The sequence below is a fragment of the Kitasatospora sp. NPDC023385 genome, from assembly GCF_055664045.1.
Window position 1 is genome coordinate 372,349 of the sequence record NZ_JBVOOL010000002.1, and the last position, 26,499, is coordinate 398,847.

A 26,499-nucleotide genomic window follows, 5' to 3' on the forward strand; every position below is an offset into this window, starting at 1 on the left:
TCCCATGCCGCCCGCGGCCGTGGAGCGGGGTACGCCGCCGCGCCCGCCGGTGCCGGGCCCTACGCCTGCCGGGTCGGCAGGACCACCAGGTGACGCAGGTTGACGTGCCGGGGGCGGCTGACGGTGTACGCGACGAGGTCGGCGATGTCCTCGGCGCCGAGCGCCGGGATGGCGTCGAACATGCCGCCGAGCTGCTCGCGCAGCACCGGGTTGTCGATGTGCCCGCCGAGCTCGGTGTCGGTCAGGCCGGGCTCGATCGCGCTGACCCGGACGTCCCGCGGGCCGAGTTCGCTGCGCAGGGCGGCGGACAGCTGGGTCAGCGCGGCCTTGGTGGCGCCGTACACGGCGTAGTCGGGGAAGACCACGTGCGAGGCGATGGAGGAGACGTTGACCAGGTCGGCGGTGCGGCCTTCGGCGGCGGCCGAGGTGAGGTCGGCGGTGAAGGCGCGCACGATCCGCAGCGCGCCGGTGAGGTTGGTGTCGACCATGCGGGTCCACTCGTCGATCCGGCCGTCGGCGAGCGGGTTCGGCAGCATCACGCCGGCGTTGTTGACCACCAGGTCGACCCGGCCGTACGCGCCGTGGACGGTCTTCGCGGCGGCGTCCACGGAGGCCTGGTCGGTGATGTCGGCGGTGACGGCGAGCGCCTGCCCGCCCGCGGCGGCGATCTCGGCGGCGAGCGCGTCCAGCCGCTCGGTACGGCGGGCGAGCAGGGCGACCCGGGCGCCGTGCGCGGCGAGGGCCCGGGCGGTGGCGGCGCCCATGCCGCTGGCGGCTCCGGTGACGACGGCGGTGCGGGAGGCGAGGGAGGCGAGGGTCATCGGGGGCTCCAGGTGTTCCGGGGCGGGCGGGGCAGGCTGACGCCGACCACTCTGCGCGGGCCGCGACCGCCGACCCAGGGCTGCGCTGTTCCTGGGTAGGCCGTTCCTGGGTAGGCCGTTCCTGGGAACGGCAGTACCACCCTCGCGCGGGCGGGCCGGGGCTAACCTGCCAGGCATGGAGAACACCCTGGGGGACTTCCTCCGTTCGCGCCGGGCCCGGATCCTGCCGGAGGACGTGGGCCTGCCCTCGTACGGCCGCCGCCGGGTGCAGGGCCTGCGCCGGGAGGAGGTGGCGCAGCTCGCGGGCGTCAGCGTGGACTACTACGTCCGGCTGGAGCAGGGCCGGGGCGGCAGTGCCTCGGACGCGGTCCTGGACGCGGTGGCCCGGGTGCTGCGGCTGGACGAGGTGGAGGCGGCGCACCTGCGCTCGCTCGCCCGTCCGCCGAAGGAACCCGCCGGCGCGGCCGCCCGGGGCCGGGGACGGGGAGGGCAGCAGGTCCGCCCGGGAACGAGGCTGCTGCTGGACCTGATGGCCGGCGTGCCGGCCTTCGTCCTCGGCCGCCGGATGGACGTCCTGGCCTGGAACGCGCTGGGCGACGCGGTGAACGGCTTCTCCGCCCACGCCGCCGTCGGCCCGGACGGCCCGCTCAACCAGGCCCGGCACGCCTTCCTCGACCCGGCGGCCCGGGACTACTACCGGCAGTGGGACGCGGTCGCCGCGGAGACCGTCTCCTACCTGCGCCGGGACGCCGGGCTGCACCCGGAGGACCCGGCGCTGGGCGCCCTGGTGGGCGAACTGTCCCTCCGCAGCGAGGATTTCCGCCGGCTCTGGGCGGACCACCTGGTGCGGGAGAAGACCCACGGGGTCAAGCTGCTCCGGCATCCGCTGGTCGGCGACCTCGACTTCGGCTACGAGACCCTGGGCGTCAACGGCTCGCCGGACCAGCTGCTGGTCGTCTACACCGCCCCGGCGGGCTCGCCGACCGCCCAGAAGCTGGCTCTGCTGGGGAGTTGGACGGCCCCGGGGGCGATGTCCGAGGCCTCGGAGGTGTCGTGAGCGGCGCGTCCTGAGCGGGCGGGCCGGTGCGTTTTGAGCGGGCGGACCGGCGCTGTTCTGAGCGGGCGGGCCGGCGCGTCGCGAGCGGGCGGGCCGGCGCGTGCTGAGCGGGCGGGCGGGCCCGGGGCGGCATAGCCTGCAGTCATGAGTGCCTGCGAAGACATCGCTCTGGCCCCTCAGGACATCGAGCCCCTTCCGCCCCCCGACGGATGCGCCGACTGCCTGGCGCAGGGCCGCAGGGACTGGGTGCACCTGCGGATCTGCCTGGACTGCGGCCACATCGGCTGCTGCGACTTCTCGCCGCAGCGGCACGCCACCGCGCACTTCCACAACACCTCCCACCCGGTGATCCGCTCGTACGAGCCGGGGGAGGACTGGCGTTGGTGCTTCGTCCACGAGGTCATGGGCTGAGCCGCATCCGGACACGATCCGCCCCGGTGGCAGGGGCACTCAACTCCGGTAAAATCCGGACAAGACGCCCGTGTGGCCCTCCGGTCGGCATCCGTCCGGCCGGTGACCGCCGAAGGGAGGCCGACGATGACCAAGCGAACCCCGGGCAGCACCGCCCAGCTCCGCCAGGGCACCCAGGAACTGCTGGAACGCCGGGGCATGGCGAGCCCACCCGTCCGGATCGCACCTAAGCTGCGCACCGGCGGGACGTCCTCCGCCGCCGCTGCCGGGAACGGCGCGGACGAGGCCTTCCGGCACGGCGGACGTGCCGCACCGACCACGGCGACGCACGCCGCCCCGGCCGCGCACGCCGAACTCAAGGGGCACCGGCACCGCGGCGCGGAGAAGCACTCCGCTCACTGAGGCGGCCCCACCGAGGTGGGCGCCCGCAGCCTGGGCGCCCGTCCCTGATGCGTGATCAGGGGCGTTCTCCGGGGCGGTCCGGGGGTGTGCCCGGATGCCGCGACCGGGCGCCCTGCCGAAGACTCTCTCCTGTCGGAGCCACCGCCGGCCGGACGGGCCGCCGAAATGCGGCCGAACGACGGTCGGGCGAATCGTCGTTGGAGAGAAGCCGGATGAACACCCGTACGCGCACCATCCGTTGGTCCACCCTCGCCGCAGCAGGCGCGCTGCTCGCCGCCGTCACGGTCGGCGCCGCGGCCCCGGCCCTGGCCGCCGACGTGCCGCAGGCCGGCACAGCTTCCGGCGCCGGCACCGTATCTCTCCCCGCGGCGGCCCGGCCCGGGCCGCTGGACCGGGAGGCGCTGGCGAGGACCCTCGACGCCCTGCCCGCCGACATCACCGGCGCGCTGGTCCGGGTCGGCGGCCCGGACGCACGGTGGCGCGGCACCTCCGGCGACGACGTCCCGGCGGACGCCCGGTTCCGGATCGGCAGCATCTCCAAGGTGTTCACCGCGACCGTGCTGCTCCAGCTCGCCGCCGAGGGGAAGGTCGACCTGGACGGCACCGTCCAGCGGTACCTGCCCGGACTGCTCCCGACCGGCTACCCGCCGGTCACCGTACGCCAGTTGCTCGACCACACCAGCGGCCTGCCCGGGGGCGGCGGCATGACCTCGGGAGACGGCAGCGCGGCGTGGTTCGCCGCGCACAAGGCGGACTACTTCAGCCCCGAGCAGGTCGTCGCCGACATGCTCACCCAGCCGATGAGCTTCGCGCCCGGCACCGCGCAGCAGTACAACGGCAACAACTACTTCGTCGCCGGGATGGTGATCGAGAAGGTCACCGGCGACACCTTCGCCGACCAGGTGCGGCGGCGCATCACCGGTCCGCTCGGCCTGCACGCCACCTACGTCCCGGCCGCCGACGACCTGGCCGTCCGCGGCCCGCACGCCTCCGGCTACGTGGACGTCCCCGCCGCCGACGGCAGCACCAGCCGGGTCGACGTCACCGAGCAGAGCCCGTACCCGTGGGCCGAGGGCGGCCTGGTCTCCTCCGCCGCCGACCTGGAGCGCTTCCTCGACGCCCTCTTCCGCGGCCGGCTGCTGCCGCCGGCCCAGCAGGCCGAGGTGTTCGCCGTCCCGAACGTGCCCAACGACCGCAACAAGAACTGCGAGATCGGCCCGACCGCCGGCCACGCCTGCTTCAGCGCGGGCGGCCTGCTGCGCACCGTCCTGCCGAACGGCACGGAGGTCTGGGGCAAGACCGGCGCCCGCCCGGGCTACAGCAGCGGCGTCTTCGCCACCCGCGACCTCTCCCGCACCGTGGTCGTCGGGCTCAACCCGACGGGCCTCTCCGGAGAGGAGTTCCCCACCCTGTGGAAGCTGGTGACCACCGGCTTCGGCTCCGGGCAGGTCTACGGGAAGCGGTGAGCCGGACTCGGGTCAGTGTCAGTGGCCTGCGCTAGGTTCGTCACGATCGCCAGGGCACGGCAGGCACGGCAAGTACGGCAGACACAGCAGGCACGGCAGGACGACGGGGGCGCACCATGGTCGACGTGACGACAGAGGAGCCGGTCGAGCTCCAGCTGGAGCGGTACCGCACCGAACTCACCGGCTACTGCTACCGGATGCTCGGCTCGGTCTTCGAGGCCGAGGACGCGGTGCAGGAGACCATGGTCCGGGCCTGGCGCGGCCACAAGGGCTTCGAGGGCCGCTCCGCGCTGCGCTCCTGGCTGTACCGCATCGCGACCAACGTCTGCCTGGACGCGCTGAACGGCCGGTCCGCCCGGGCCCGCCCGATGGATCTGGCGGGCCCCGTCACGGTGGCCGCGGCGCACGACACCCAGCTGCCCGAGGTGACCTGGATCGGCCCCGCCCCGGACGGCCGGGTGCTGCCCGAGACGGCGGACCCGGCCGAGGTGGCCGCCCAGCGCGAGTCGGTGAAGCTGGCCTTCGTGGCCGTGCTGCAGCGGCTCGCGCCGCGGCAGCGGGCGGTGCTGATCCTGCGCGAGGTGCTCGGCTGGAAGGCCGCCGAGGCCGCCGAACTGCTCGGCGTCACGGTGGCCTCGGTGAACAGCGCGCTGCAGCGCGCCCGCGCGGCGCTCGCCGCGGACACCCCGGCCGCCCGACCGGCCCCTGCGCTGGACGAGGACCACCGCGCGCTGCTGGACCGCTACGTCCGCGCCTTCGAGGCGTACGACATGGACGGCCTCGCCGCACTGCTGCACGAGGACGTCACGCTCAACATGCCGCCGTTCGCGATGTGGCTGCAGGGGAGGGGCGAGCTCCGGGCCTGGATGCTGGGCCCCGGGCACGGCTGCCGCGGCTCCCGGCTGCTCCCGGTGACGGCCAACGGCGGGCCGGCCTTCGGCCAGTACCGGCCGAGTCCGGCGGGCGGGCACGAGCCGTGGGCGCTGATCGTGCCGGAGGTGTCAGCGGGGCGGATCACCGGGTTCACCAATTTCCTCGACACCGACGTGCTGTTCCCGCTGTTCGGCCTGCCGCCCCGGCTGGACGCCGGGCAGACCGGGGTCGAGCCGGCTCGTGTCGAGGAGGCCGGTGTCCAGGAGGCCGGTGTCGAGGAGGCTGGAGCGGAATAGGTCGGTGCCCAGTGCTTCCGCGAGGTCCGGCGGGGCGGACGTGCCCGGCAGGAGTGCCGCGAGCCCGCTGAACGCGAGCAGTTCCCGCAGCGGGCCGCCCGCGTTCAGCAGCACCACGCCCACCCCGTGCCGGGCGGCGGCGAGCCGCAGCCGGGCGAGCGCGTCGACGACGGCCAGGTCGGGGGCGGTCAGCGCGCCCAGGTCACAGGTCAGGGCGGAGCCGCCCGGTGTGGTCTCCATGCAGAGGGGACCGGCGCGAGGGCGTCGACTCATCGGTCCGCCCGAACACCGGTGGCAGAGTGGGGGCCACCGTGCCCACCCTGCCCCAGGAGGACCGCAGTGACGGTTGAGCCCTTGAAGTCGCGCGAGGAATGGTTGGCGTCCCTGCCGCGGATCTACGCGGCGGCGGGCTGCCTGCTGCGGGACGCGTCCGGCCGGATCCTGATCGTGAAGGCCGGGTACCGCGAGCACTGGCAGTTCCCGGGCGGCACGATCGACCTCGGCGAGGGCCCGGTGGAGTGCGCCGCACGGGAGTTGGCGGAGGAGACCGGCATCGTCGGGACGACCGGCGACCTGCTGGCGATCTCCTGGACCCACCCCTCGGCCGAACTCGACCACCCCGCCCAGCACTTGATGTTCGACTTCGGCGCGGTCCCGGACGGCACCCCCGTGACCGTCCCGGCCGGTGAGCTGGACGACTACCGGTGGGCACCCGTCGAGGAGGCGCTGGAGCTGCTGGGACCGGCCCGCTCGGCCCGGCTGCGGGCGGCGCTGGCGGCGGCCGAGGACGGCCGGGTCCGGATCGTCACCACCCACGTCGCGGGGTTCTAGCCGCGGCGGCCGCGGCCGCCGGTAGTGGTCCGGCCCCGGGGCAGGGGTCGCGCCCGGGGCCGGACCCGGCTCACGGCTGCTCGGACTCCGCGTCCCGGGCGGCGATGATGGCGGCGATGGCCTCCGAGACGAAGGTCTCCGCCTCGGACTTGTCCACCTTCAGTGCGGCCAGGACGCCCTGGCCGTTGTCCTGCTCCAGCAGTGCGAGCAGGAGGTGCTCGGTGCCGACGTAGTTGTGTCCGAGCTTGAGCGCCTCGCGGAAGGTCAGCTCCAGCGCCTTCTTGCTCTGGGCGTCGAACGGGATCAGCGCGGGCAGCTCGTCGACGGCGGCCGGAAGGGCGGCGGTGGCCGCTGCCCGCAGGGCCTCGGGAGCGACGCCCTGGGCGACAAGTGCCTTCACCCCGATGCCCTCGGGCTCGGCGAGCAGGCCGAGCAGCAGGTGCTCCGTGGTGATCTGGGCGTTGCCCGCCTTCCGGGCCTCCTCCTGCGAGGCCACCACGACACTGCGGGCCCGGGGGGTGAACCGGCTGAAACCCTGGCTGGGGTCGAGGTCGTTCGGGGTGCCCGGGTCCTTGGGGACGAACCGTTTCTGGGCGGCCTGCTTGCTGACGCCCATGCTGCGGCCGATGTCGGTCCAGGACGCGCCGGAGCGGCGGGCCTGGTCGACGAAGTGGCCGATCAGGTGGTCGGCGAGGTCGCCGAGGTGATCGGCGGCGATGACCGCGTCGGAGAGCTGGTCGAGCGCGTCGGTGTGGACCTTCTTGATCGCGGCGATCAGGTCGTCGAGGCGCAGCGGAGTGGTGGCGGGAACGACGGGATTCTCCATGCGTCAACCGTAGGTTGTCGATCCCGGATCGTCAACCATCGGTTGACGGTCTTCGGGGGCGCCCGGTCCTGTCCGTCGCTTTGCCGGCCGCGTCTATGCGGCGGGCGCCAGTCGGTCGCGGACGGCGGCGACCTGGTGGGGCGAGACGCCCGCGGCGAGCAGGTAGCCGGCCGGGTCGAACCCTTCGAGCACCGCCGCGAGGGCGGCCTCGGCGGTGGTCCCCTCCGCGGCGAGTACCGCGTCGATCCGGCAGTACGGGTCCGGCAGGCCCAGCATCCCGTACAGCGGGCGGACGTTGGGGTCGCTCAGCAGGTAGTCCTCGGCGATCGCGGCGCGGTCGACCCCGGCGAGGGCGAGCAGCAGCAGGGCGGCCAGCCCGGTGCGGTCGCGGCCGGCGCCGCAGTGCACGACCACGCCGCCGGGGCGGGCGCCGGCGATCGCTCCGATCAGCGCGGCGGCGGCGTGCGGGCAGTGGTCCAGGTACGGGCGGAGCGCGAGCGGGGTGCCGTCCAGCCGGCCGTGCGCCTCCCACCAGTCGGGCCCGGCGAGTTCGTCCAGCGGGACGCGGACCAGGTCGACGCCCTCGGGGAGCGGGAGGAGCGGCTTGTACTCCTCGGCGTTGCGCAGGTCGACCACGGTGCGGACGCCGTGGTCGAGGAGGGCGTCCCAGCCCTCGGCGGTGAGGCGGTCCAGGTTGTCCGCCCGGACCACCGCGCCGCGGGCGGTGAGGCGGCCGGATGCGGTGGGCAGGCCGCCCAGGTCGCGGACGTTCAGGCAGCCGTCCCAGACGAGCGTGCGTTCCTCGATGGTGGTCAGCGCGTTCGTCGTCCGGTCCATGGGCTCCCCGTTTCCTCGCCGGGGGTACCGTTACCCCCTCGTTATGTAAGGACTCCCGGGAGATCGGGATGGTTCCTTGCCGTTCGAGTCCTCGGCACCGGCGGTTCAGGTGCGGGGCGCGTGGCCCGGGTGGTGGTGCTCAGGGTGATGGCGCTGCTCAGGCGGTGGTGGCGCTCAGGCGGCGGTCGGGGCCGCGGCCTCGGCGCTGACCAGCTTCTCCAGCGGTTCGGCGGCGGCCTGGCCGAGCAGCGAGCCGGCCACGATCGCGCCGATCAGGAACACGGTGGACAGCCAGGCCATCGTCGAGACCGGCAGGGTGAAGGCGCCGACCACCCGGGCCACGCACTCGGCCAGCAGCGCGGTGCCCCAGATCCCCGAGAACACCCGCTCGTAGCGGCGGAAGGCCCGCGACGAGGCCGCCCGGCCCTCGGCCAGCCGCTGCCAGGCGGCGGCGCGGTCCCGGTTGCCCTTGGTGATGAAGGGCATCAGCACCGGGCTCATCACCGGTCGGCCGATCAGCGCGGAGGCCAGGATCGCGAGCGCCACCGTGCCGCTCAGGCCGCCGTCCTTGGCGATCATCAGCCGGGCGTCGCCGGTGACGAAGGTCAGTGCCAGGCCCGCCAGGTTGACGGCCAGCATCAGCGTCGACCAGAGGTTGAGCCTGCCCTCGCGCAGCAGGCCGAGGAGGGTGCGGGCGGCCGGGAAGGCGCTGCTCCAGGCCAGCGCGGCGAACTCGCTCAGGCCGCAGGCTGAGTGCAGCAGGTAGTAGCCGGCCATCGGGACGGCCACGTCGAGGGCGAGCGGGCGGAGGCCGGAGACCAGCGGGTTGGGTGCCTTGGCGTGGGCGGCGCCCTGGGCGGCGGCCTCGGTGGCGGCCTTGGTGGCGGCCTTCGGGGGAGCGGTGACGGCGACAGTGGCGGTGACGGCGGCGGCGCTGACGGTCTGGCTCACGGTGGGTTCCTCCCCGGCTGGCGGCCGCGGGCTCCTGCCCGCGTCGTGCCTCCAGTCTTTCCGTCCGACCCCCCGTCAGAGCAGTGCCGTCCGTTGCGGGATCCGCGTGACAGTTGTCATGGTGGGCGCCGTGACACCGCCCCTGACCTGCTCTTTCCTGGTCGCCTCCGGGGAGGCGCACGGCTCGCGGCCCAGGGTGTCCAGGCGGCGGACGGTGCCGGGCGGCGCGGCAGGGGGAGGGCGGCCGACGCAGGGCGCAAGCGGGGGGTCTGCGTGTCGCGGACCGGAGCCTCGCGGCCCGAGCGTCCACGGTCTTCGGACCGGCGGCTCCGGCGGCCGGGCGCGGGGGCGGCCCTAGTCAATCCGTCCACGAAGGACATGGGCAGGGACGGCCGTCCCGGGGCCGCCAGTGAACGGCAGCAGTCCTCGGGACCGCCTCCCCGGCGGCCCCGGTCCTTCGATCGGAGCCGATCCGTTCGCCCGAATGGCGCATCATGTGGCGGGTGCAGAGTGCAGAACGCCCCGGAGCGGGCACCGGCAACCCCGTCGGCCGGTCCGGACCAGTACCACCCGCCGGCCCGCCCCCGACCCCGGGGCCGGCCGGCGCTCCCGCGGACCTGACCGAGGCCGTCCGTGCCGCGCAGGAGGGGGACGAGGAGGCGTTCCGGCTGCTGTTCCGGACCGTCCAGCCGGGCCTGCTGCGCTACCTGCGGGTGCTGGTCGGCGGGCGTCCGGAGGACATGCAGGACGCCGAGGACATCGCCTCCGAGGCCTGGCTGCAGATCGCCCGCGACCTGCGGGGCTTCTCCGGCGACGGCGACGGCTTCCGCGGCTGGGCCGCCACGATCGCCCGCCACCGGGCCCTGGACCACCTGCGGGCCCGGCGCCGCCGCCCGGTCGCCGACCTGCCCTTCGAGTACCTCGTCGAACTGGCGGCCGGGGACGACACCGCGGGCGCCGCGCTGACCACGGTCGGCACCGCCGACGCGCTGGCGCTGATCTCCAGGCTGCCGCGCGACCAGGCCGAGGCGGTGCTGTTGCGGGTGGTCATGGAACTGGACGCGGAGAGCGCCGCCCGGGTGCTCGGCAAGCGGGCCGGCAGTGTCCGGATGGCCGCCCACCGGGGGCTGCGACGGCTGGCCAAGCTGCTGGACCAGCCCTTCGCGTCCGGCACCGGAATCCCGGCCGCGCGGCCGGGTGACGGATCGGCCGGGCCTCCCGGGGGAGCGGCTGGAGGATCAGCCGGGCCTCCCGGGGGAGCAGCCGGGCCTCCCGCCAGTACCGCCGGAACGGGCGCGGGCAAGGCCTCCGGGCAGCCTGCGGGGAAACCCGCGGAAAAAAGTTCTCCACGGGGTGTGACAGAACGCCGGGCCGCGACGCTGAAGGACATGAGATGAGCACCAACCGATCCCGTCGGATCGACCGTGATGCCGCCGAGCAACTGCTCCGCGGTGCCGTGGCCGCCCCGTCGGCCGGGCAGGACGCCTCGCTCACCGGACCGGACGGCGGTCCCGGGCAGCTCGCCCGGGTGCTGGCCGCGGCCGCCGCTCCCGCGACGGCCGGTGAACTGGCCGGGGAGGAGACCGCCCTGGCCGCGTTCCGGGAGGCGAGTCTCACGCCCGAACCCCTAGTGACCCCCGTCCGGAGACGATCGATGGCAACCGCCACGCTGACCAGGGCCTTCAGTGCGAAGGCTGCTGCCGCCGTGCTCGGAGCCACCGCGCTGTGCGGGGTCGCGGTCGCCGCCGGCACCGGGAACCTGCCGTCCCCGCTGGGCGGCGGCCCCACCGAGCCGGATCGCACGCTCGCGGCCCACGACGGGGCCGTCGGCACCTCGCCGGGCTCGTCGCGCACCGGCTCGTCCGCCGGTTCGCCGGCCGCCGGGATGCCGTTCGCCCGCCCGTCCGGATCCGCCCGCCCGTCCGACGGCGCCTCGGGCGGCCCGCAGACGGCCGTCCCGTCCGGCGCTGCGCCGCCCGGCACCCCGTCGGCCGAGGGGCACGGCGCCCGTCCGGTCGTCCCGCCCGCCCTGCTCGGTCTCTGCCGCGGCTTCGCCGACCGGACGGCCAAGGGCGAGCACCCGGACCGGCTGGCCGCCGATCCGCTGTACGGGCCGCTGGTCGCGGCGGCGGGCGGCGCGGACCGGGTCGCGGGCTTCTGCGAGGCGGCCCTCCTCGCGGGAGACGACGACCACCAGGGCGCCACCGGCCGGCCGCGCGACCCCGGCACCGACCCCGCCACCGGCACCGGTGCCGGCAAGGGGAGCGCCGACGGAGGCAAGGGCGGCGGGAACACCGGCGGCAACAACGGCGGCGGCAACGGCAATGCCAACGGCGGCGGCAACGCCAACGGCGGCGGCGACGCCCAGGACACCGGTGGCGCCGTCCGGCCCGGCAAGGGCGGGGTGCCCGTCCCGACCCCGCCCGCCCTGCCCAGCCCACCGGACGTCCACCCGAGCAAATCCGCCCGGTCCGGGAACGAGCAGTAGGCCCGGACCCACCCCAGGAACTCCGGGTGGGCGGCGAGCGACTCCCCCCGGGCTCGCCGCCCACCCGGAACGCACCACCCGCAGGACCCGGCACCACCTCCGAGGTGTCGGGAGTACGCACCACCCGAAGACCCCGGGTGGACGGTCGGCTCCCCCGTGCCCGCCGTCCATCCGGCCGGATCCGGCCGGACCGAAGGGCGCCGCCCCCGATGCGCCCGTCGGCCCGGCCGGCCCGGAACGTGCGGCCCGCCCGCCCGCAGTCAGGGCGGGCCGCACCCCCGCGCCGGCGGCCGGGGGACCGCTGCCCGGTCCCCCGGCCGCCCCCCGACCCCCCGGCCGGGCCACGGATCGGGGCCGCTCCCGCCGCCCCCTCGGCCCCCGGCGGCGCCGCGGATCGGGGCCGCTATCGTGCACGGGTGCACGAGGCGGCCCGGAACCCCGGGCAGGGCACGTGAGGGGAGCTCCAGGTGATCGGACGGGCGCTGAACGGGCGTTACGAACTCGTCGAGATACTCGGCGTCGGCGGCATGGCCACCGTCTGGCGCGGGTTGGACCGGGTGCTGGGGCGTCAGGTGGCCGTGAAGATCCTCAACGGCGGCCTCGCCGACGACCCCCGCTTCGCCGAGCGCTTCAGCCGCGAGGCGCAGCACGCGGCGATGCTGGTGCACCCGGGGATCGCCATGGTGTTCGACTCCGGTGTGGACCAGGGCACCCCGTTCATCGTCATGGAGCTGGTCAACGGGCGTTCGCTCGCCGCCCTCCTGACGCAGGAGCCCCGGCTGCCGCTGGAACGGGCGGTGGGCATCGCGGCGGCGGTCTGCGAGGCGCTGGCGGTCGCGCACGCGGCCGGGCTGGTGCACCGGGACATCAAGCCCGGCAACATCATGATCACCGCCGACGGCGGGGTGAAGGTCGTCGACTTCGGCATCGCCCGGGCCGGTTCGTCCAGCAACCTGACCCAGACCGCGAGCGTGCTCGGCACGGCGGCGTACCTGTCGCCCGAGCAGGCCACCGCCTCGGCACTGGACGGGCGGACGGACCTGTACGCGATCGGCTGCGTGCTGACCGAAATGCTCACCGGCGCGACCCCGTTCACCGCCGAGACGCCGGTGGCGATCGCCTTCAAGCACGTCAGCGAGCAGCCCCTGCCGCCATCCGCCCGGCGTCCCGGCCTGCCGCCCGCCCTGGACGCGGCGGTGCTGCGGCTGCTCGCGAAGAAGCCGGCCGATCGCCCGGCGGACGCCTCGGCGGCGCGGGCCGAACTGCTGGCCACCGTACCCGGGTTGATCGTCGGCGACCCGACGGCCGAGCTGCTGGCCACCGCCGCGCCGACCCAGCTGCTGCCGCCCGTACCGGCCCCGCCGAGGACCGCCCCGGTCTCCCCGTACCAGCAGCACCCCACCCTGCTGCCGCCCCGGCCCCCGGCCGCGACCTCGGTGATGGCGTCGATCCCGGCCGCTCCGCCCGCGCCGGCCCCCGCAGCGTCGGCCCGGCGCCGCCGCAACAAGCCGCTGGTTCTCGGTGCGCTCGGCGTAGCGGGCCTCGCCGGGGTCACCGCCCTGGCCCTGACCGCCTTCGACGAACCGGCGGGCAACGCGGCCGCCACCAAGTCGCCGGTGGCGTCCACCGCCCCCACCACGCCGGTCGCGCCGCCCGCCCCGGCGGCGACCGCCGCCCCCACCACCCCGTCGGCGCCGCCGCTGCCCACCCAGGCAGTCCCGCGCAACCAGCCGGCCGCGCTGCAGCTGCAGTCCTTCCGGCAGGCGGTGGCGCAGGCCCAGGTCGGCAAGGACCGCGACAAGCAGACGGAGCTGCTGAAGATCCTCGACACCGCCTCGGCCCACCTCAACGGGGGCAACCCGGACGATGCGGCACAGGACCTGAAGGGCGCTCAGAAGGTGCTCCGCGACCTGGCGAAGAAGCACGCCGTCGACCCGCTGACCTACGCCAACTGGAACGCCCGCCTCTCCGCCCTGTTCACCACCCTCCACGCGACGGCGGACAACCAGGACGACTGACGCTGCGCCACAATGGCGGCATGCTGACGATCGGATCCCTCGTCCTCGGTGTCGCCGACATGCCCCGTGCCGTCGCCTTCTGGACGGCGGCCCTCGGCTACGTCCCGCGCGGCGGCCTGGTCGAGGACGACTGGACGGTCCTCGTCCCCGCCGATGGCGGCAACGGCGTTCAACTCGCGCTCGGCTACAGCGAGTCCCCCGTCCAGGAGCACCCGCGCGTCCACCTCGACCTCTACGCGGGCGACGCCGCCGACCAGGCCGCCGAGGTCGAGCGCCTCGTCGCCCTCGGCGCGGAGCGGGTCGACTGGGACCGCTACCCCGAGGACCCGGACTTCGTCGTGCTCGCGTGCCCCGAGGGCAACCGCTTCTGCGTCATCGACACCAGCCGCGATTGACACAGGGTTGTCCACACCCTGTGGACAACCCTGTGCGGCGGATGACGGCCGCGAACACCTTCGCCGAGGCCGCGCCGCACCGATTCGCCTTCGAGTCGCCGAGGTGCGGCCGCTGGGACGCCGCCGCCCGCCGTGGGCCCGAGAGGATAATTGGTATAGACCTACCTGGCGAGCTGGCTTAGCCTCCCTAGAGAACCGGACGGTGATCACACGGGGGAATTACTGTGCTGGAAGTTCTGGGCATCGAGCCGTCTGCCGAGGCCGTGTACCGGCTGCTCGTCGACGAACCGGGTTTCCGGGTCGGCGACATGGCCGAGCGGCTGGGGTGGAGCGAGGAGCGGGTGCGGGCCGCGCTGAACCAGTTGGCCGAGCTCGACCTGGTGCACCTGGAGGACACCTGCCGGGACGTGGTGCCGTTCAACCCGGACGTCGGCTTCGGCTTCCTGCTCTCGCGTGCCACCGCGGACCTCAGCCGGCGCCAGCGGCAGATCGAGTCCGCCGAGCAGGCGGTGACGGCGCTCAGCGCCCGGTTCAACGCCAACCGGGCCTCGCGGCACGAGATCATCCACCGGCTGGACGGGCTGGACATGGTCCGCAAGCGGCTGGAGGACCTGGCCTCGACCGCCGAGCGGGAGTGCCTCTCCCTGGTGCCGGGCGGCGCCCAGCTGCCGGACACCATGGACGCCAGCGAGCCGCTGGACCGCCAGGCGCTGGAGCGCGGCGTGCGGATCAGGAGCATCTACCAGGAGAGCTTCCGCAACGACCCGCCGACGCTGGAGTACGTCCGCTGGTTCACCCGGCTCGGCGGCGAGGCCCGTACGGTGCCCGTCCTGCCGCTGCTGCTGGTCGTGGTGGACCGGGAGACCGCACTGGTCCCGATCGACCCGGCGGACGCCCGTGCGGGCGCGCTGGAGGTCAGGACCCCGGGCGTGGTGAGCGCGCTGGCCCTGCTGTTCGAGCAGTTCTGGGCGGCGGGCACGCCGTTCGGCGAGGACCCGCGCCGCGACGAGAACGACCTGACGCCCCAGGAACGGGAGTTGCTGCTCCTGCTCGGCATCGGCTGCACGGACGAGGTGGCCTCGCGGCGCCTCGGCCTGTCGCTGCGCACGGTCCGCCGGATGGCCTCCCAGCTGATGACCAGGCTGGGCGCGCGCAGCCGGTTCGAGGCGGGCGTACGGGCGGCGAAGGAGGGGTGGCTGTGATCCGGCCCCTCCGGTAGGCGGGCCCGGTGAACCGGGGCCTGTCCCGCACGACAGGCCCCGACGGCTGGTCGGCCGCACGACATGCCGCGACGGCCGGTCGGCCGGTCGTCAGGCCGCGACGGCTGGTCGGCCGGTCGTCAGGCCGCGCTGTCCAGCCGTCGGCGCTGGTCCTCGTCGAGCACCAGGTCCAGGGCGGCCAGGCTCTCCTCCAGCTGGGCCACCGAGCTGGCACCGACCACCGGGACGGTCGGGACGGGGTGCCCGATCAGCCAGGCCAGCACGACCTGGTTGACGGTGGCGCCGGTCTCCTCGGCCACCTCCGCCAGCGCGGCCAGCCGGGCCTTCGCCTCGGGCCACTCGTACTCCGCGCGCAGCGGGCGGTCGGACCGGCAGTACGAGCCGCCGAGGAGCGGCGAGTAGGCGAGCAGTGTCAGCTCCGGCCGCTGCGCGACGTGGGACAGCAGCGCGTCGTCGGCGTGCTTCTGGATGCCGAGGTCCGCCCCGGGCCGGGGGCGCAGGTAGCTGTGGCGCTGCTGGACGCAGCGGTAGCCGGGCCAACCCCGTTCGGCCGCGACGGTGTTGGCGCCGTCCAGCTCGGCGGCGCTGTGGTTGCTGCACCCCAGGGCGGCGGCCTTGCCGTCGGCCACCAGCCCGGCGAAGGCGCCCATGGTCTCCTCGACCGGGGTGGCCGGGTCGGTCACGTGCGCGTAGTACAGGTCCAGGCGGTCGGTTCCGAGCCGGCGCAGGCTGCCCTCCGCCGCCTCGCGCACGGCCCGGGCGGACAGGCCCTCGATGTGCTCGGGGAAGGGCAGCCCGGGCACCGGGCGGGCGCCGACCTTGGTGGCGAGCACCAGGTCGTCGCGGTTGCCGCGGCGGGCGGTCCAGCGCCCGAGCAGCTCCTCGCTCTCGTAGCCGTTCGCGCCGTCCGCCCAGAAGGCGTAGTTGTTCGAGGTGTCGATGAACGTCCCGCCGGCCTCGGTGAACCGGTCCAGGATCGCCGTCGCGGTGTCCTCGTCGACGGTGGTGCCGAAGGTCATCGCGCCGAGGCAGAGCGCGCTCGCCGAAGGTCCGTCAACTCCGAGGCTGCGATAGTGCATCGGTCTTCCCTCCCAGGGGATCGGTGGTGGTGGAGCCGGCCGCGCCCGGGGGTCGGGCCCGCCGCGACCGGGTCAGCAGAATCATTACCCCGGCGGTGCCCAGTTCGGCCACCGTGCAGACCAGCCGGGAGACGATCGCCGCGGCGCCCGCCGTGGCGACGGGCACGACCGTGGACAGCGACAGCACCAGCACCATCTCCCGGGCCCCGAGGCCGTCCGGCAGGACGATCGTCAGTGTCCCGGCGACGGTGGCGAGCGCGAAGCCCCCGACGCAGGCCGGCAGCGAGCGGGCGGCCGGCCCGCCCAGGGCCAGGACGATCAGCCACAGGTGCAGGCCGGCCGAGAACCAGGACAGCAGCGCCAGGACGAGCGAGACCCGCACCGCCCGGGCCGAGACCCGTGCGGTCGGCGGCGGGCGGCGGAACAGCCGCGCACCGTACTCGACCGACGCGCCGATCAGCCCCGGGCGGACCACGAAGCAGAGCAGCACCAGCACCGGCAGGGCGAGCCACCAGGTGTTCCCGCCGAGCACGGCGGGCGCGATGCCGAGCGCCGCGAGGCAGGCGGTCAGCACGGTGATCCCCAGGCTGACCACGTAGGTGGTGACCATCCGCCCGGCCGTGGCCCCGTACTCGGCGCCGAGCTGGATGTGCGCGAGCAGCCCGAAGACCGGGGTCGGGAGGAACTTGCCGAGCAGGCCGCAGAAGAAGATCCGGGCACTGCCGAACAGCCCGACGGGCGGCCCGAGGTCGTCGAGGACGACGCGCCAGGACAGCAGGCCGAGCAGCAGCCCGCCGACGTTCGACAGCACGGACGCCGCCAGCAGCGCCAGCGACCGCCCGTCCGCCATGGCGGCCACCAGGCTCCAGGCGTCGTTCCGGGCCACTGCGAACAGGCCGGCGCCACCGGCCAGCAGGAGCGCGGCGGTCAGCAGGTGCCGCCGCGCGCGCGGCGCGGGCCGTGGCGCGGGCGTATCCTCCGCTTCCGTACTGCGCGCCGCCGGACCGCCCGCTCCCGGTGCGTCCGTCATGACGCCCCGTGCCGCGGCCGCCGGAAGTCCCGCTCGGTCAGCGCCCGCACCGCACCCCGTGCGACCCCGGCCACCAGGGCGCTGTGCAGCAGGAAGTGGTAGCCGACGAACACCGGGTAGTACCGCAGCCCCCGGTCCCTGACCACGAACCGCGCCAGCCCCGGGTCCGCCACCGCGAACCAGGCCAGGCCCAGCGCCGGGCCGACGGCCGCCTTGCGCGACAGCAACAGCAGCGGCAGGGAGCCCCACGTGAGGGCGGTGGCCAGGACGCCCGGCATCCGGTTCGCCTTGAGCGCTCCCGGACTGAAGCGGTGGGCGCCGGCGAAGGCCACCAGCAGCTGCGAGCGCCGGTACTGCTCGGTGAGCATCGCGCCGAGCCGGTCCTCGTCGTCGTGCCGGCCGGCGACGGTCTCGGTCAGCAGGATCGGGTACTTCTCCGACAGCCGCTCGCTGTACTCCACGTCCTCGGACTCGCGCAGCGTCTCGTCGAGCGGCCCGATCTCCTCGTACACCTCGCGCCGGATCGCGCACATGGCGAAGAAGACGGTGCGGACCCGGCCCGTGGCGCGCCGGCGCCACCAGTGCTCGTGCAGGACGCGGTAGCGCTCCACCGGCCCGTCGTCGAACAGCGCCCGCTTGCCGACGACCCCGTGGACGCAGCCGAGGTCGGGCTGCTCGTGGAGCAGCGCCACGGCGTTGGCGACGGCGTCCGGCTCCAGCGCGATGTCGGAGTCCAGGAAGAACAGGATCTCCCCGGTGGTCTCCTGCACTCCCCGGTTGCGGGCGACGGACACTCCGCCGTTGCGCTGGGTGACGAGCCGGACGTCCGGGTACCGCCGGACGATCTCCGGGGACCGGTCCGTGCTCCCGTCGTCGACCACGACCACCTCGTGCACGGGGTGGGTCTGCGCCAGGACGGACTCGACGACCGCCGCGATCGTCTTCTCGTAGTTGTAGTTGGGGATGATCACCGACACCGTGGGTCGTGCGTCCACTGGGGGTCGTGCGTCCACCGTGGGTCGTGCGTCAGCCATGCGTGCCTCCCGAAGCGGGCCCGGAGATCCAGGCGTCCTGGCGGAGATGGTCGGATGTGCCCTCGGGGCTGCCCAGCGCGTAGCGGTCGGTCCGGGCGCCGTGCGCGGTGAACGCCCAGTCGAAGCGCCACCAGTCGTGCCAGCTGCCGGCGTCCCAGGACATCGGCAGGATGGTGTCGCCCGCGTCCGCCGCGTCCTGGGCGATGCCGCGCAGCCCGTTGAGGTCGCCCATGCCGGCGTTGGTGTTGAAGTCCCCGGCGATGAACAGGGGATTGGCGTTGGCCCGGACGTCCTCGGTCAGCCCGTCGAACTGCGCCTTTCGGTCCCGCTGGCGCCGGTGCACGTCCGCCGGGAAGTCCTGCGGGGGCATCCCGTACGCGACCGGGACGAGCATGTGGACGTTGTAGAAGGAGACCACCGACCCGCCCACCGCGAGGTCGGTGCGCAGCACCTTGGCCCCGGCGAAGACGCGCGCCCAGTCGTCGTCCCCGCCGGCCCGGAGCGCGCGGTCCGGGCCGACCGGCGGCTGCGCCACCACCGGGAACCGGGAGAGCGTCACCAACTCGCCCCGGGTGACGACCTGGTAGCCCGGGAACTCCCGCTTCAGCCGGGCGGTGTCGTCCACCTCGCGGGCGCCGTCCGCGCCGGCCGACTCGTCCCAGTGCAGGTACTCCTGGAGCAGGTACACGTCCGCGTGCTGCGCCTTGAGGTACGCGTAGAACCGGTCCGGGCCGACGTCGGAGCCCCAGTACTCGGTGTTCTGCGCGACGACGTGGATCGCGCCGGGCGGCACCGTCCGGTCGGCCGTCGCCGCGGCCAGGGTCAGCCCCGACTGGTCCAGCCCGACGGCGAGCGAGAGCACGCCCATGAGGGCCGGCCAGCGGACCCGGCTGCGGCTGCGGCGCAGCCGGACGGCCAGGGCGGCCAGCAGCACCAGGACCGGGACGCCGAGCAGGACCGGGGGCGGCGCGGCTCCCGGCACCACCCAGAACCAGACCCGCCCGGCCAGCGCCTCCTGGAGCAGGCAGAACAACAGCCAGAGCGCGCCTGCCACGGCCAGCAGCCGGACCGGCCAGGTGGCGGCCCGGTCGGCGAGGAACCAGGAGCGCCTCGGCCGGGCGAGCTGGGCGAGTCGGGGGAGGTTGGTGAGCCGGGGGAGCCGGTTCTGCTGACGGCCCGTCACCATGACTGCGCCGCCAGCAGGACGGCGAAGCCGGTCAGCCAGAGTGCGCCCACCGCGAGCATGGTCCGGTCCGTGAAGAGCGTCCTGGTCGGCTCGCCGCCCTCCCCGCTGACCAGCAGGATCTGCAGGTAGCGGGCGATGGCGAAGACCGCCAGCGGGGTGGAGAGCAGGATGCGCAGCTGGCGCATGCCGCCGGCCGCGGCGTCGCTCTGCAGGAAGGACACGTAGGCGAGCACCGTCACAGACGCGGCGAAGGTCACCATGCTGTTGAGGAACGGGACGGAGTAGGCGCGCAGGGCGGGCCGGTGCAGCTCGGAGAGCCCGTTCTGGACCGAGGTCAGTTCGTGCCGGCGCTTGCCGAAGCCCAGCAGGATGCAGACCGAGAAGACGCAGAGCAGGAACCACGACGAGGTCGTGACCGAGGCCGCCATGGCGCCGGCGCAGACCCGCAGCACGAAGCCGGTGGCGATGACGAACACGTCGACCACCGAGACGTGCTTGAGGACGAAGCTGTAGCAGACGTTGGTCACCGCGTAGGCGAGCACCGGGATCGCGGCGCTCCCCACGGCCGCCGAGCCCGCCAGCAGGGCGAGGTAGAGGGCGGCGCCGAGCGCGATCGCGGCCGGGACCGGGACGGCTCCGGAGGCGATCGGGCGGTGGCGCTTGAGCGGGTGCCGGCGGTCCCGCTCCCGGTCGGCGAGGTCGTTGACGACGTAGGTGGCCGAGGAGGCCAGCACGAAGAGCACGAGGACGGGCAACGCGCTGGCGACCGCCCGCCACGGTGCCGTCCCCGACTCCAGCAGGGGCAGCACCAGGACGACCGCGTTCTTCGACCACTGGTGCGGCCGCACCAGGCGCACCAGGCCGCGCACCACGGTGCCGCGCCCGCGCCCGGGCTCCTCCGGGAGCCCGTCGGCCTCCGGGAGTCCGGCCGGTGGGAGCCCGGCGGGCGGCGGCCCGGTGTCGCCGTCGGGCGGATGGACCGGCGGGCCGGCGACGCCCTCCCGGTACTCGCTCGCAGTACTCACTTCCGTTCCCTTCGCAGTGGGACCTTCACGGTCAGAAGCCGGGCCTTCACGGTCAGAAGAGGACCTTGACCGTGCGCAGGGCACCCTCGCGCCAGCGGTCGGAGTGCGTCCGGCCGGTGGTGCCGCCCACGGCGGACCGGTTCGCGCGGTACCAGGTGAAGCTGCGCTCGATGGCGGTGGCGTTGGAGTGGCGCGGGTGGAACCCGAGCACCTCGCGGGCCTCGGTGATGTCGACGCAGGAGTCCCGGGTGAGCTTCTGGACGAGCCGCCCGTAGACGGGCGAGAGCCGCAGTGCCGCCAGGGTTCGCAGGGCCGCCTTGGCGGGGCCGAGCGGCAGCGGGACGACCCGCCTGCCGTGCCCGGCGAGGTCCAGGACGACCTGGCAGTCCTCGCGGAACGAGCCGTACTCGGCCGCGCCGACGTTGAACTCCCGGTTGATCCGCTCGCCCGGCATGGTCAGCATCGCCGTCACCAGGTCGCAGAGGTCCTCGACGTCCAGCATCTGGTTCAGCGTGTGGCCGCCGCCGAGGACGGGGAAGCCCCGGCCGTCGAGCGCCCAGTCGAAGAGCATCGCGAAGACGCCCAGCCGGCCCGGGCCGATGAAGGTCTTCGGCCGCAGCACGGGGACGCACATCCCCCGGCGGCGGTGGTCGGCGCAGAGCCGCTCGGCCTCGATCTTCGCGGCGTTGTACGGGTCGACCGGGACGAGCGGGTGGGACTCCGGGGTCGGGGTCAGCTCCGGGAGCCCGTACACCGCGGTGGACGAGATGTGCAGGACCCGGTCGGTGCCGGCCCGCCGGGCGGCCTCGAGGACGGTACGGGTGCCGTCGACGTCCACCGAGCGGATCTCCGCCGCCGGGTGGCTCGGCAGCGCGGCGGCGCCGTGGACGACCACGTCCGCCCCGGCGGTCAGCCGGCCGACCAGCGTGCGGTCCCGGACGTCCCCGACCACCGTCTCGACGGAGGGCAGGGCGGCGAGTTCGGGGGGCAGCGGGCGGCGGTCGAGGGCGACGATCCGGTGGTCGGGGGAGCTGCCGAGGCGGCGGACGAGGGCGCTGCCGAGGAAGCCGGCCGCGCCGGTGAGCAGGAGCTGCTGGGGGCGGGCGGCGCCGGTGGCCGCGGTTCCGGTGGTCACGGTCGGCCCGCCGGTTCGTCGGTGGCCGGCGCGAGCGGTGGCTGGGCGGAGGCGGCGGAGGCGTCGGGGGCGTCGGGGGCCGTCTGCCGCCGGTACAGCAGCCGGAACTCCGGGCTGAGCAGCCACTGCCCGGCCCCGACCGCGGCGCCCGCGGTCACGGCGGCGCCCGCCGCGAAGTGCAGGGCAGTGTACGCGACCGCCGTCGCGACCCCGCGCTCGCGGACCAGGAAGGCGTGGAAGCCGCGGTCGGCGAGCACGGCGCCGGCCGCCAGGGCGGCGGTGGCCGGGAGGGTCCGGCGGGACAGCAGGGCCAGCGGGAGAGAGGCCACCGCGCCGGCCGCGGCGAGCGCGGCGAAGGCCCGGGAGCGGGTCTCGAACCCGCGCATGAAGCCCCGGTGGTCCACGTACAGCGGCACGCGCAGTCGCGCCCGACGGAACAACTTGCGGACCAGGCCGGACAGTTGCTCCTCGTCGTTGTGCCGGCCGACCACCTGCGAGCTGAGCTCGATCCGGTGGGTGGCGGACAGCCGCACGCCGAAGTCGATCTCCTCGGTCTGGCGCAGGGCCGGGTTCAGCCCGCCGGACTCCAGGAACAGGGCCCGGCGGATGGCGGCCAGGGCGGAGAACCAGGGGGTGACGGTGCCCTCGGAGCTGATCCGCCAGTAGTACGACTGGAGGATCCGGTAGTCGCCGACCTTGGTGGTGGGCAGCAGCGGGTGCTTGTCGGTGATGCCGCAGACCGACCCGACCCGCGGATCGGCGGCCAGCTGCTCCACCGCCGAGGCGACCGAGGTCGGCGACAGGCCGACGTCGGCGTCCAGGAAGAACACGATCTCGCCGCGGGCCTCCCGGGCGCCGCGGTTGCGGGTCTCGGCCGGTCCCGCGTTCTCCTCCTGGCGGATCAGCCGGCACGGGTACCGTTCGGCGACCAGGGCGGAGTCGTCGGTGCTGGCGTCGTCGACGACGACGATCTCGAGGTTGGGGTAGGTCTGGGCGGCGACCGCCTCCAGGCAGGCGGGCAGGGTGCGGGCGTCGTTGTAGAGCGGGATGACCACGGACACCAGGGGAAGGCTCATGAACGGTCCTGTTCAGGCTGCGGGGATCTCGGGCAGGTCCGGGTCATCGCCGGGCGGGCTCACTCGCGCCTCGCTGATGATCTTCCGGTCGTCACTGGTCAGGCAGCGGCCGGTGGACAGGTCGAACTCCCAGTCGTGCAGCCGGCAGGTGAGGACGCCGTCCCGGTGGGATCCGAACCGGACCAGGTCCGCCTTGAGGTGCGGGCAGAGCCGCTGGACGACGTAGTCGCCGGCCCGGGCCCGCTCCTCGGTCTGCTCCAACTCCGCGTAGTAGCCCTCGACATAGGCCATCCGCTCGGTCGAGAGAGAAGCGAAGAAGGTGGTCACGAACTCGTTGAAGGGGCCCTTGCGGGCGGCCTTGAAGCGGCAGGAGAGGAAGAGCTCGTTGGCCCAGTCGGGGCAGCGCTCGGCGACCATCCGCTCCACCAGCGGCCGGGGCAGGGTGAAGCGGTAGCGGCACTCCTCGCCCTCCCAGCGGCGTACCCGGCGCTCCAGGAAGTCGAAGAGGATCTGCTCGCCGGGGGCGTCCGCGTCGTGCGGGGCGCTCAGGCTGTCCGAGCCGTTCAGGTCGTCCACCACCTCGACCAGGACGCGGCCGTTGATCCCGGCGCAGGTGCGGTCGGCGTGCCGCAGCAGCGGCTCCACCCAGTTCCGGAGCTCGTGAAGCAGGTCGGTGCGGGTGGTCGGCCAGTCCGCCTTCTCGGCGCGGATCCGGTCGGCACGGCGGGCCTGGTAGTCACGCAGGTAGCCGGTCCGGTCGTCGCGGATCCGGGCGACCTCCCGCTCGTCGACCTGGTCGATCCGGCAGCTGCGGTCCGGGCCGAGTTCGGCCACGGTGCCGGGCACCAGCAGGTGCGTGTTGGTCACGCCGTGCTCGCGCAGGAAGTCCAGGAAGACCCACTGGTCGGGGAAGATGTTGGCGGCGTCCCCGTCCAGGTCGTTGAGGTGGAACAGCTCCTCGTCGAGGAAGCAGGGCGGCCCGGCGAACGGGAAGACGTGCTCGGCGCCGTACTGCTCGATGTAGTTGAGGGCGCGGGTCATGCCGTTGCGGCGCTTGCGGCGACCGACGGTCTGCTTCATCCGGGCGGGGAAGTCGTAGACCATCGGGTACCAGATCGCGCCGGAGTACTGCAGGAAGTGGCCGGCGAGCGGGCCGAACTCGCGGATCCGGGGCTCGTCGACGGGGCGGGCGTCGTTCTGGTTGAGGATACGGGTGCCGTTGTCGTCGACGAGGAGCGCGGAGTCGCCGATCGGGCCGTCGGTCGGCGAGGTGAGCGCGTTGACCATGACCCGGACGCCGCTGTGGAGTTCGGTCGCTTCGAGGTCGCGGGTCTGGACGAAGTGGCGGAAGCCGAGGCCCTCCATGGCCGTGCGCAGGTCGCGGACCGGGTAGTCGGGGAGCAGGACGACGGTGTCCTTGGACATCCGGGTGCGCAGCCACTCGGCGTCGAAGTGGTCGTGGTGGAGGTGGGAGACGTACAGGTACTCCGCGGTGTGCAGCTGGGCGGTGTCCATCGACTCGTTGTCGGGGAACGGGAACCACGAGGCGAAGAAGGCCGGGTTGAACCAGGGGTCGCACAGGATGCGCCCGGCACTGGTCTCCACGAGCAGGCCGGCGTGGCCGACGGATGTGATGCGCATGAGTCTCCAATGTCAGTCGAGCGACGTCAGGAGGAAGCGGCCCCGGGGGAGGCAGTGGCGGCGGGTGAGAGGGCCGTCGCGGGGGGTGGGGCTGTCAGGAGGAGGCGTGCCGTGGCCCGGCGGCGGGCCGGTCGAGCACCCTGAAGTCCGCGACGGCGAAGCCGGCGAGCGCCGGCGGGGCGGCGACGACCCGGTGGGCGATGGTGACGGCGCGGCTGACGGCGTCGACCCGGTCGCAGCCGGCCAGGTAGAGGGTCAGGCGGATGCCCCGGTCGGTGATGTGGACGTGGGCGTGCTCGACGCCGTCGCGAGCGGACGTCACGCTGTCGAGGGCCGAGAGGACGGTCCCGGCGGTCGGCCAGGCGTCAACTGACGTACGCGCTACGGCGGTCAGCAGGACGCCGACGAGGTGAACCGGAGGTCCCGGGGCGTGGGGGCCGGCAGCCGGTCAGCCCCAGGAGAAGCCGTCGCCCACCGGGGCGGCGGAGACGGTTCCCGGCGTGCGCGGGGTGCGCGAGGTGGGCGGGATGCGCGGGGTGCGCGGGGCCTGGGCCGGACTCACGGAAGTGGGCATGGGGAAATCCTCGAATCGACGTGGGGGAGGTGGGCCGCACTCGTCCGCGGCCTCAGCGGCGACAAGATTCGCACGCACGTCGGAAGGAACGCAGCGATTCAGGGGTGGCACGAAACGCGTGGCACCTTCGGGCCAGCAGGCGGGGGTGGGGGCGATCCCTGCTGAACTGCGAGTCCATCGGCTTGGCCTGTTCCGGTCAGGTCGGAAGGTGTCAGCTCCGGGCCCGTTCGAACGTTCCACCATCCGGACACGCAGGGGCGAGTGGCCCGCGGCCCCGTCGCCGACCACGAGCGTCGGTGAGTACCTGGCGCGCGCCAGCCGGAACCGCGCCTCGGCGGCGCTGCCTTCGTCCACCTCGACCGTCACGACACTCCCGGACCCGAGGCGGTGGGAGAGCAACGCGGCGTTCCAGCCCGTGCCGGTACCGATTTCCAGCACCCGGTCGCCTGGCCCGACGTCCAACGCGGCGAGCATCGAGAACACCATGGTCGGCATGGAGTTGGACGACGTGGGTGTGGTGCCACGGCCTTCCCCCGTGTGGTCGCCGTCGTCCCACTGCGTGGTGAGCGGGATGTCCGAGTAGACGGCGCGCCACCAGGCGGCCGGGTCGGCGTGCCTGTTCACGGCGTCCCCCTGGCGGACGCCGTCGCCCTTGCCGGGCCAGACGAGGGCCGGGACGAACCAGTGGCGGGGCCCGAACATCTTCTCGAGCTCGTCGTAGCTGATCAGTTTGCGTTCCCGGCTCGCATCGCGCGGCGGCCGACGGAGTGTGAGGAGTGCTCGCGCAGGAAGTCGGCCCGGCGACTTCCTGCGCGAGAACAGGGAGGCTCTAATCGCCGGGGTCGGGCCCCGCGTAGGCCGCTGAGCGGAACGTGCGGCGGAAGGCTCCGGGTCCGTGCCGCTGGTCGAGCCAGTTCGTCAGGGGGCGCAGGTCGCCGCAGATCATCGCGGCGAGGATGCGCTCGTGCAGCGCCTTCGAGTCGGGCCCGCCCAGCTCGGCGAGGAAGCGCTGGTACCGCGCTCCGACGCCGTGCTCGTATCCGGCCATCGCCAGGTGGAAGCGGGTGGCGATGCCGGGCTCCGCATGGTCGAAGTCGCTCGGCTCCAGCCGGCCCGTGGTGTCGCGGAACGCCAGGCGATCCGGCGGCGCGGTGCGCTCGGCCAGCCCGAGCCGGTCGGCCACCGCAGCGGCGATCGTCCGGGCCTCTTGATCGGTGGCGCCCTCCATCACGATGCCGAGATTCCGCGTCGAGGCGGCATCGGCCCGGTCCCGCGCCGAGTACGTCCGGCCGTGCGGGTCACGCCAGTTGATCCCGTAGCGGCTGCGGATCGGCTCGCCTGCGACGAGCCGGTACTCCCGGAACGAGCCCCAGTGCAGGCAGTCGTGGGCGTAGGACCGCAGGAGGTCGAGCGCCACCAGTTCCGGCGATGCCAATCGGGGGTCGTTCAGCCGTCCGTACCGTGTGATCACCGACGCCAGTTGCACATGCCGGTAGCCCTGGTTCGGGTGGTGGAAGCCGCCGAAGGCATCGGGCCGGGTCGACCGCACCCCGACCCACACCCGGTCGATCGGCAGCAGTCGACTCAGCCCCAACTCCCGGTAGCGGTCGGCCAGGAGGGCAGCGCCTTGCCGGAAGACCTCCCGGGCCGACTCGTCGGACCACGTGTCGAGCACCCAGTGCAGGAGCGAGAACGTGATGTGCGGGTGAGCCCGGTCGAGTGCCGCCGTTGCCCGTCGGGCGGCCAGCAGATGAGCGAGTTCGGCCTGCTCGCCGACGTCGCCGGCCAAGTGTTCGTTCGGGCCCAGGCAGGAGGGGGTGAGCGAGC

General features: G+C 74.3%; 26 protein-coding genes and 2 pseudogenes. 11 read left to right on the forward strand and 17 right to left on the reverse strand.

Annotation, left to right across the window (positions count from 1 at the left end; genetic code table 11):
* Nucleotides 1–59: 59 nt before the first annotated feature.
* Entirely contained in the window at nt 60–821 is a 762-nt protein-coding gene (locus tag AC0B61_RS04650; protein ID WP_471739142.1) for an SDR family oxidoreductase, read from the reverse strand.
* A 175-nt stretch (nt 822–996) separates the two neighbouring features.
* Here AC0B61_RS04650 and AC0B61_RS04655 point away from each other — a divergent pair, with 175 nt between their 5' ends.
* The 5 genes from AC0B61_RS04655 to AC0B61_RS04675 all read left to right on the forward strand — a co-directional run bounded on the left by AC0B61_RS04655 (nt 997) and on the right by AC0B61_RS04675 (nt 5,326).
* A complete protein-coding gene (locus AC0B61_RS04655) occupies nt 997–1,878 on the forward strand; it encodes a helix-turn-helix transcriptional regulator (RefSeq protein ID WP_471739143.1) in 882 nt (293 codons plus the stop codon).
* A gap of 144 nt (nt 1,879–2,022) precedes the next feature.
* Nucleotides 2,023–2,289, forward strand: coding sequence for a UBP-type zinc finger domain-containing protein (locus tag AC0B61_RS04660; protein ID WP_471739144.1), 267 nt, complete (start codon nt 2,023–2,025; stop codon nt 2,287–2,289).
* Nucleotides 2,290–2,415: 126 nt separating this feature from the next.
* Nucleotides 2,416–2,691 (forward strand): hypothetical protein, encoded by a 276-nt coding sequence (locus AC0B61_RS04665; protein WP_471739145.1) that lies wholly within the window; start codon nt 2,416–2,418, stop codon nt 2,689–2,691.
* 212 nt (nt 2,692–2,903) lie between these two features.
* Nucleotides 2,904–4,157 (forward strand): serine hydrolase domain-containing protein, encoded by a 1,254-nt coding sequence (locus tag AC0B61_RS04670; RefSeq protein WP_471739146.1) that lies wholly within the window; start codon nt 2,904–2,906, stop codon nt 4,155–4,157.
* A gap of 116 nt (nt 4,158–4,273) precedes the next feature.
* Nucleotides 4,274–5,326, forward strand: coding sequence for a sigma-70 family RNA polymerase sigma factor (locus AC0B61_RS04675; protein ID WP_471739147.1), 1,053 nt, complete (start codon nt 4,274–4,276; stop codon nt 5,324–5,326).
* 72 nt (nt 5,327–5,398) lie between these two features.
* On the opposite strand, the pseudogene AC0B61_RS04680 reads toward AC0B61_RS04675, so the two are convergent.
* Nucleotides 5,399–5,599, reverse strand: a pseudogene (locus AC0B61_RS04680) (STAS domain-containing protein); the annotation flags it as partial.
* A 66-nt stretch (nt 5,600–5,665) separates the two neighbouring features.
* On the opposite strand from AC0B61_RS04680, the gene AC0B61_RS04685 reads away from it, so the two are divergent.
* Nucleotides 5,666–6,157, forward strand: coding sequence for an NUDIX domain-containing protein (locus tag AC0B61_RS04685; RefSeq protein ID WP_471739148.1), 492 nt, complete (start codon nt 5,666–5,668; stop codon nt 6,155–6,157).
* 70 nt (nt 6,158–6,227) lie between these two features.
* On the opposite strand, the gene AC0B61_RS04690 is transcribed toward AC0B61_RS04685, so the two are convergent.
* The 3 genes from AC0B61_RS04690 to AC0B61_RS04700 all read right to left on the reverse strand — a co-directional run bounded on the left by AC0B61_RS04690 (nt 6,228) and on the right by AC0B61_RS04700 (nt 8,771).
* Nucleotides 6,228–6,983 carry a Clp protease N-terminal domain-containing protein gene (locus AC0B61_RS04690; RefSeq protein ID WP_471739149.1) on the reverse strand — a complete coding sequence of 252 codons (756 nt, stop codon included), beginning with the start codon at nt 6,981–6,983 and terminating at the stop codon, nt 6,228–6,230.
* Nucleotides 6,984–7,076: 93 nt separating this feature from the next.
* Complete coding sequence (locus AC0B61_RS04695) at nt 7,077–7,820, reverse strand: tyrosine-protein phosphatase (protein ID WP_471739150.1); 744 nt, start codon at nt 7,818–7,820, stop codon at nt 7,077–7,079.
* A 174-nt stretch (nt 7,821–7,994) separates the two neighbouring features.
* Entirely contained in the window at nt 7,995–8,771 is a 777-nt protein-coding gene (locus AC0B61_RS04700) for a VC0807 family protein (protein ID WP_471739151.1), read from the reverse strand.
* Nucleotides 8,772–9,274: 503 nt separating this feature from the next.
* On the opposite strand from AC0B61_RS04700, the gene AC0B61_RS04705 reads away from it, so the two are divergent.
* The 5 genes from AC0B61_RS04705 to AC0B61_RS04725 all read left to right on the forward strand — a co-directional run bounded on the left by AC0B61_RS04705 (nt 9,275) and on the right by AC0B61_RS04725 (nt 14,874).
* On the forward strand, nt 9,275–10,168 hold the full coding sequence (locus AC0B61_RS04705) for an RNA polymerase sigma factor (RefSeq protein WP_471739152.1): 894 nt from the start codon (nt 9,275–9,277) through the stop codon (nt 10,166–10,168).
* Nucleotides 10,165–11,259, forward strand: a complete 1,095-nt coding sequence (locus AC0B61_RS04710) for a hypothetical protein (protein ID WP_471739153.1) — start codon at nt 10,165–10,167, stop codon at nt 11,257–11,259. Before AC0B61_RS04705 ends, AC0B61_RS04710 begins: the two co-directional genes overlap by 4 nt.
* A 467-nt stretch (nt 11,260–11,726) precedes the next feature.
* A complete protein-coding gene (locus tag AC0B61_RS04715) occupies nt 11,727–13,277 on the forward strand; it encodes a protein kinase domain-containing protein (RefSeq protein ID WP_471739154.1) in 1,551 nt (516 codons plus the stop codon).
* 20 nt (nt 13,278–13,297) lie between these two features.
* Nucleotides 13,298–13,672, forward strand: coding sequence for a VOC family protein (locus AC0B61_RS04720; RefSeq protein ID WP_471739155.1), 375 nt, complete (start codon nt 13,298–13,300; stop codon nt 13,670–13,672).
* Between the two features lie 224 nt (nt 13,673–13,896).
* Nucleotides 13,897–14,874, forward strand: a complete 978-nt coding sequence (locus tag AC0B61_RS04725; RefSeq protein ID WP_471739156.1) for a LuxR C-terminal-related transcriptional regulator — start codon at nt 13,897–13,899, stop codon at nt 14,872–14,874.
* Between the two features lie 137 nt (nt 14,875–15,011).
* Here AC0B61_RS04725 and AC0B61_RS04730 read toward each other — a convergent pair whose 3' ends face one another.
* The 12 genes and pseudogenes from AC0B61_RS04730 to AC0B61_RS04785 all read right to left on the reverse strand — a co-directional run bounded on the left by AC0B61_RS04730 (nt 15,012) and on the right by AC0B61_RS04785 (nt 26,461).
* A complete protein-coding gene (locus tag AC0B61_RS04730) occupies nt 15,012–15,971 on the reverse strand; it encodes an aldo/keto reductase (protein WP_471739157.1) in 960 nt (319 codons plus the stop codon).
* Nucleotides 15,946–17,001, reverse strand: a complete 1,056-nt coding sequence (locus AC0B61_RS04735; RefSeq protein WP_471739158.1) for a lysylphosphatidylglycerol synthase domain-containing protein — start codon at nt 16,999–17,001, stop codon at nt 15,946–15,948. The genes AC0B61_RS04730 and AC0B61_RS04735 overlap by 26 nt, the downstream gene beginning before the upstream one ends.
* A complete protein-coding gene (locus AC0B61_RS04740) occupies nt 16,998–18,035 on the reverse strand; it encodes a glycosyltransferase family 2 protein (RefSeq protein WP_471739159.1) in 1,038 nt (345 codons plus the stop codon). Before AC0B61_RS04740 ends, AC0B61_RS04735 begins: the two co-directional genes overlap by 4 nt.
* On the reverse strand, nt 18,028–19,221 hold the full coding sequence (locus AC0B61_RS04745) for an endonuclease/exonuclease/phosphatase family protein (protein ID WP_471739160.1): 1,194 nt from the start codon (nt 19,219–19,221) through the stop codon (nt 18,028–18,030). The genes AC0B61_RS04740 and AC0B61_RS04745 overlap by 8 nt, the downstream gene beginning before the upstream one ends.
* Entirely contained in the window at nt 19,215–20,246 is a 1,032-nt protein-coding gene (locus AC0B61_RS04750; protein ID WP_471739161.1) for a UbiA prenyltransferase family protein, read from the reverse strand. Before AC0B61_RS04750 ends, AC0B61_RS04745 begins: the two co-directional genes overlap by 7 nt.
* Before the next feature lie 52 nt (nt 20,247–20,298).
* The gene (locus tag AC0B61_RS04755) at nt 20,299–21,381 is read right to left on the reverse strand and encodes an NAD-dependent epimerase/dehydratase family protein (RefSeq protein ID WP_471739162.1); all 1,083 of its coding nucleotides are present in this window, start codon (nt 21,379–21,381) and stop codon (nt 20,299–20,301) included.
* A complete protein-coding gene (locus tag AC0B61_RS04760; RefSeq protein ID WP_471739163.1) occupies nt 21,378–22,457 on the reverse strand; it encodes a glycosyltransferase family A protein in 1,080 nt (359 codons plus the stop codon). Before AC0B61_RS04760 ends, AC0B61_RS04755 begins: the two co-directional genes overlap by 4 nt.
* A gap of 12 nt (nt 22,458–22,469) precedes the next feature.
* A complete protein-coding gene (locus AC0B61_RS04765) occupies nt 22,470–24,098 on the reverse strand; it encodes a Rieske 2Fe-2S domain-containing protein (RefSeq protein WP_471739164.1) in 1,629 nt (542 codons plus the stop codon).
* Nucleotides 24,099–24,192: 94 nt separating this feature from the next.
* A complete protein-coding gene (locus tag AC0B61_RS04770; protein WP_471739165.1) occupies nt 24,193–24,420 on the reverse strand; it encodes a hypothetical protein in 228 nt (75 codons plus the stop codon).
* 126 nt (nt 24,421–24,546) lie between these two features.
* A complete protein-coding gene (locus tag AC0B61_RS04775) occupies nt 24,547–24,672 on the reverse strand; it encodes a hypothetical protein (protein WP_471739390.1) in 126 nt (41 codons plus the stop codon).
* Nucleotides 24,673–24,942: 270 nt separating this feature from the next.
* Nucleotides 24,943–25,374: pseudogene (locus AC0B61_RS04780) on the reverse strand (methyltransferase domain-containing protein); the annotation flags it as partial.
* Nucleotides 25,375–25,501: 127 nt separating this feature from the next.
* Entirely contained in the window at nt 25,502–26,461 is a 960-nt protein-coding gene (locus AC0B61_RS04785) for a hypothetical protein (RefSeq protein WP_471739166.1), read from the reverse strand.
* Nucleotides 26,462–26,499: the final 38 nt, after the last annotated feature.

Excerpts from the sequence above, each read along its gene's own strand:
- AC0B61_RS04650 (WP_471739142.1), bottom strand. The coding sequence starts at position 821 with ATGACCCTCGCCTCCCTCGCCTCCCGCACCGCCGTCGTCACCGGAGCC.
- AC0B61_RS04655 (WP_471739143.1), top strand. The coding sequence starts at position 997 with ATGGAGAACACCCTGGGGGACTTCCTCCGTTCGCGCCGGGCCCGGATC.
- AC0B61_RS04660 (WP_471739144.1), top strand. The coding sequence starts at position 2,023 with ATGAGTGCCTGCGAAGACATCGCTCTGGCCCCTCAGGACATCGAGCCC.
- AC0B61_RS04665 (WP_471739145.1), top strand. The coding sequence starts at position 2,416 with ATGACCAAGCGAACCCCGGGCAGCACCGCCCAGCTCCGCCAGGGCACC.
- AC0B61_RS04670 (WP_471739146.1), top strand. The coding sequence starts at position 2,904 with ATGAACACCCGTACGCGCACCATCCGTTGGTCCACCCTCGCCGCAGCA.
- AC0B61_RS04675 (WP_471739147.1), top strand. The coding sequence starts at position 4,274 with ATGGTCGACGTGACGACAGAGGAGCCGGTCGAGCTCCAGCTGGAGCGG.
- AC0B61_RS04690 (WP_471739149.1), bottom strand. The coding sequence starts at position 6,983 with ATGGAGAATCCCGTCGTTCCCGCCACCACTCCGCTGCGCCTCGACGAC.
- AC0B61_RS04695 (WP_471739150.1), bottom strand. The coding sequence starts at position 7,820 with ATGGACCGGACGACGAACGCGCTGACCACCATCGAGGAACGCACGCTC.
- AC0B61_RS04710 (WP_471739153.1), top strand. The coding sequence starts at position 10,165 with ATGAGCACCAACCGATCCCGTCGGATCGACCGTGATGCCGCCGAGCAA.
- AC0B61_RS04720 (WP_471739155.1), top strand. The coding sequence starts at position 13,298 with ATGCTGACGATCGGATCCCTCGTCCTCGGTGTCGCCGACATGCCCCGT.
- AC0B61_RS04730 (WP_471739157.1), bottom strand. The coding sequence starts at position 15,971 with ATGCACTATCGCAGCCTCGGAGTTGACGGACCTTCGGCGAGCGCGCTC.
- AC0B61_RS04735 (WP_471739158.1), bottom strand. The coding sequence starts at position 17,001 with ATGACGGACGCACCGGGAGCGGGCGGTCCGGCGGCGCGCAGTACGGAA.
- AC0B61_RS04740 (WP_471739159.1), bottom strand. The coding sequence starts at position 18,035 with ATGGCTGACGCACGACCCACGGTGGACGCACGACCCCCAGTGGACGCA.
- AC0B61_RS04745 (WP_471739160.1), bottom strand. The coding sequence starts at position 19,221 with ATGGTGACGGGCCGTCAGCAGAACCGGCTCCCCCGGCTCACCAACCTC.
- AC0B61_RS04760 (WP_471739163.1), bottom strand. The coding sequence starts at position 22,457 with ATGAGCCTTCCCCTGGTGTCCGTGGTCATCCCGCTCTACAACGACGCC.
- AC0B61_RS04765 (WP_471739164.1), bottom strand. The coding sequence starts at position 24,098 with ATGCGCATCACATCCGTCGGCCACGCCGGCCTGCTCGTGGAGACCAGT.
- AC0B61_RS04775 (WP_471739390.1), bottom strand. The coding sequence starts at position 24,672 with ATGCCCACTTCCGTGAGTCCGGCCCAGGCCCCGCGCACCCCGCGCATC.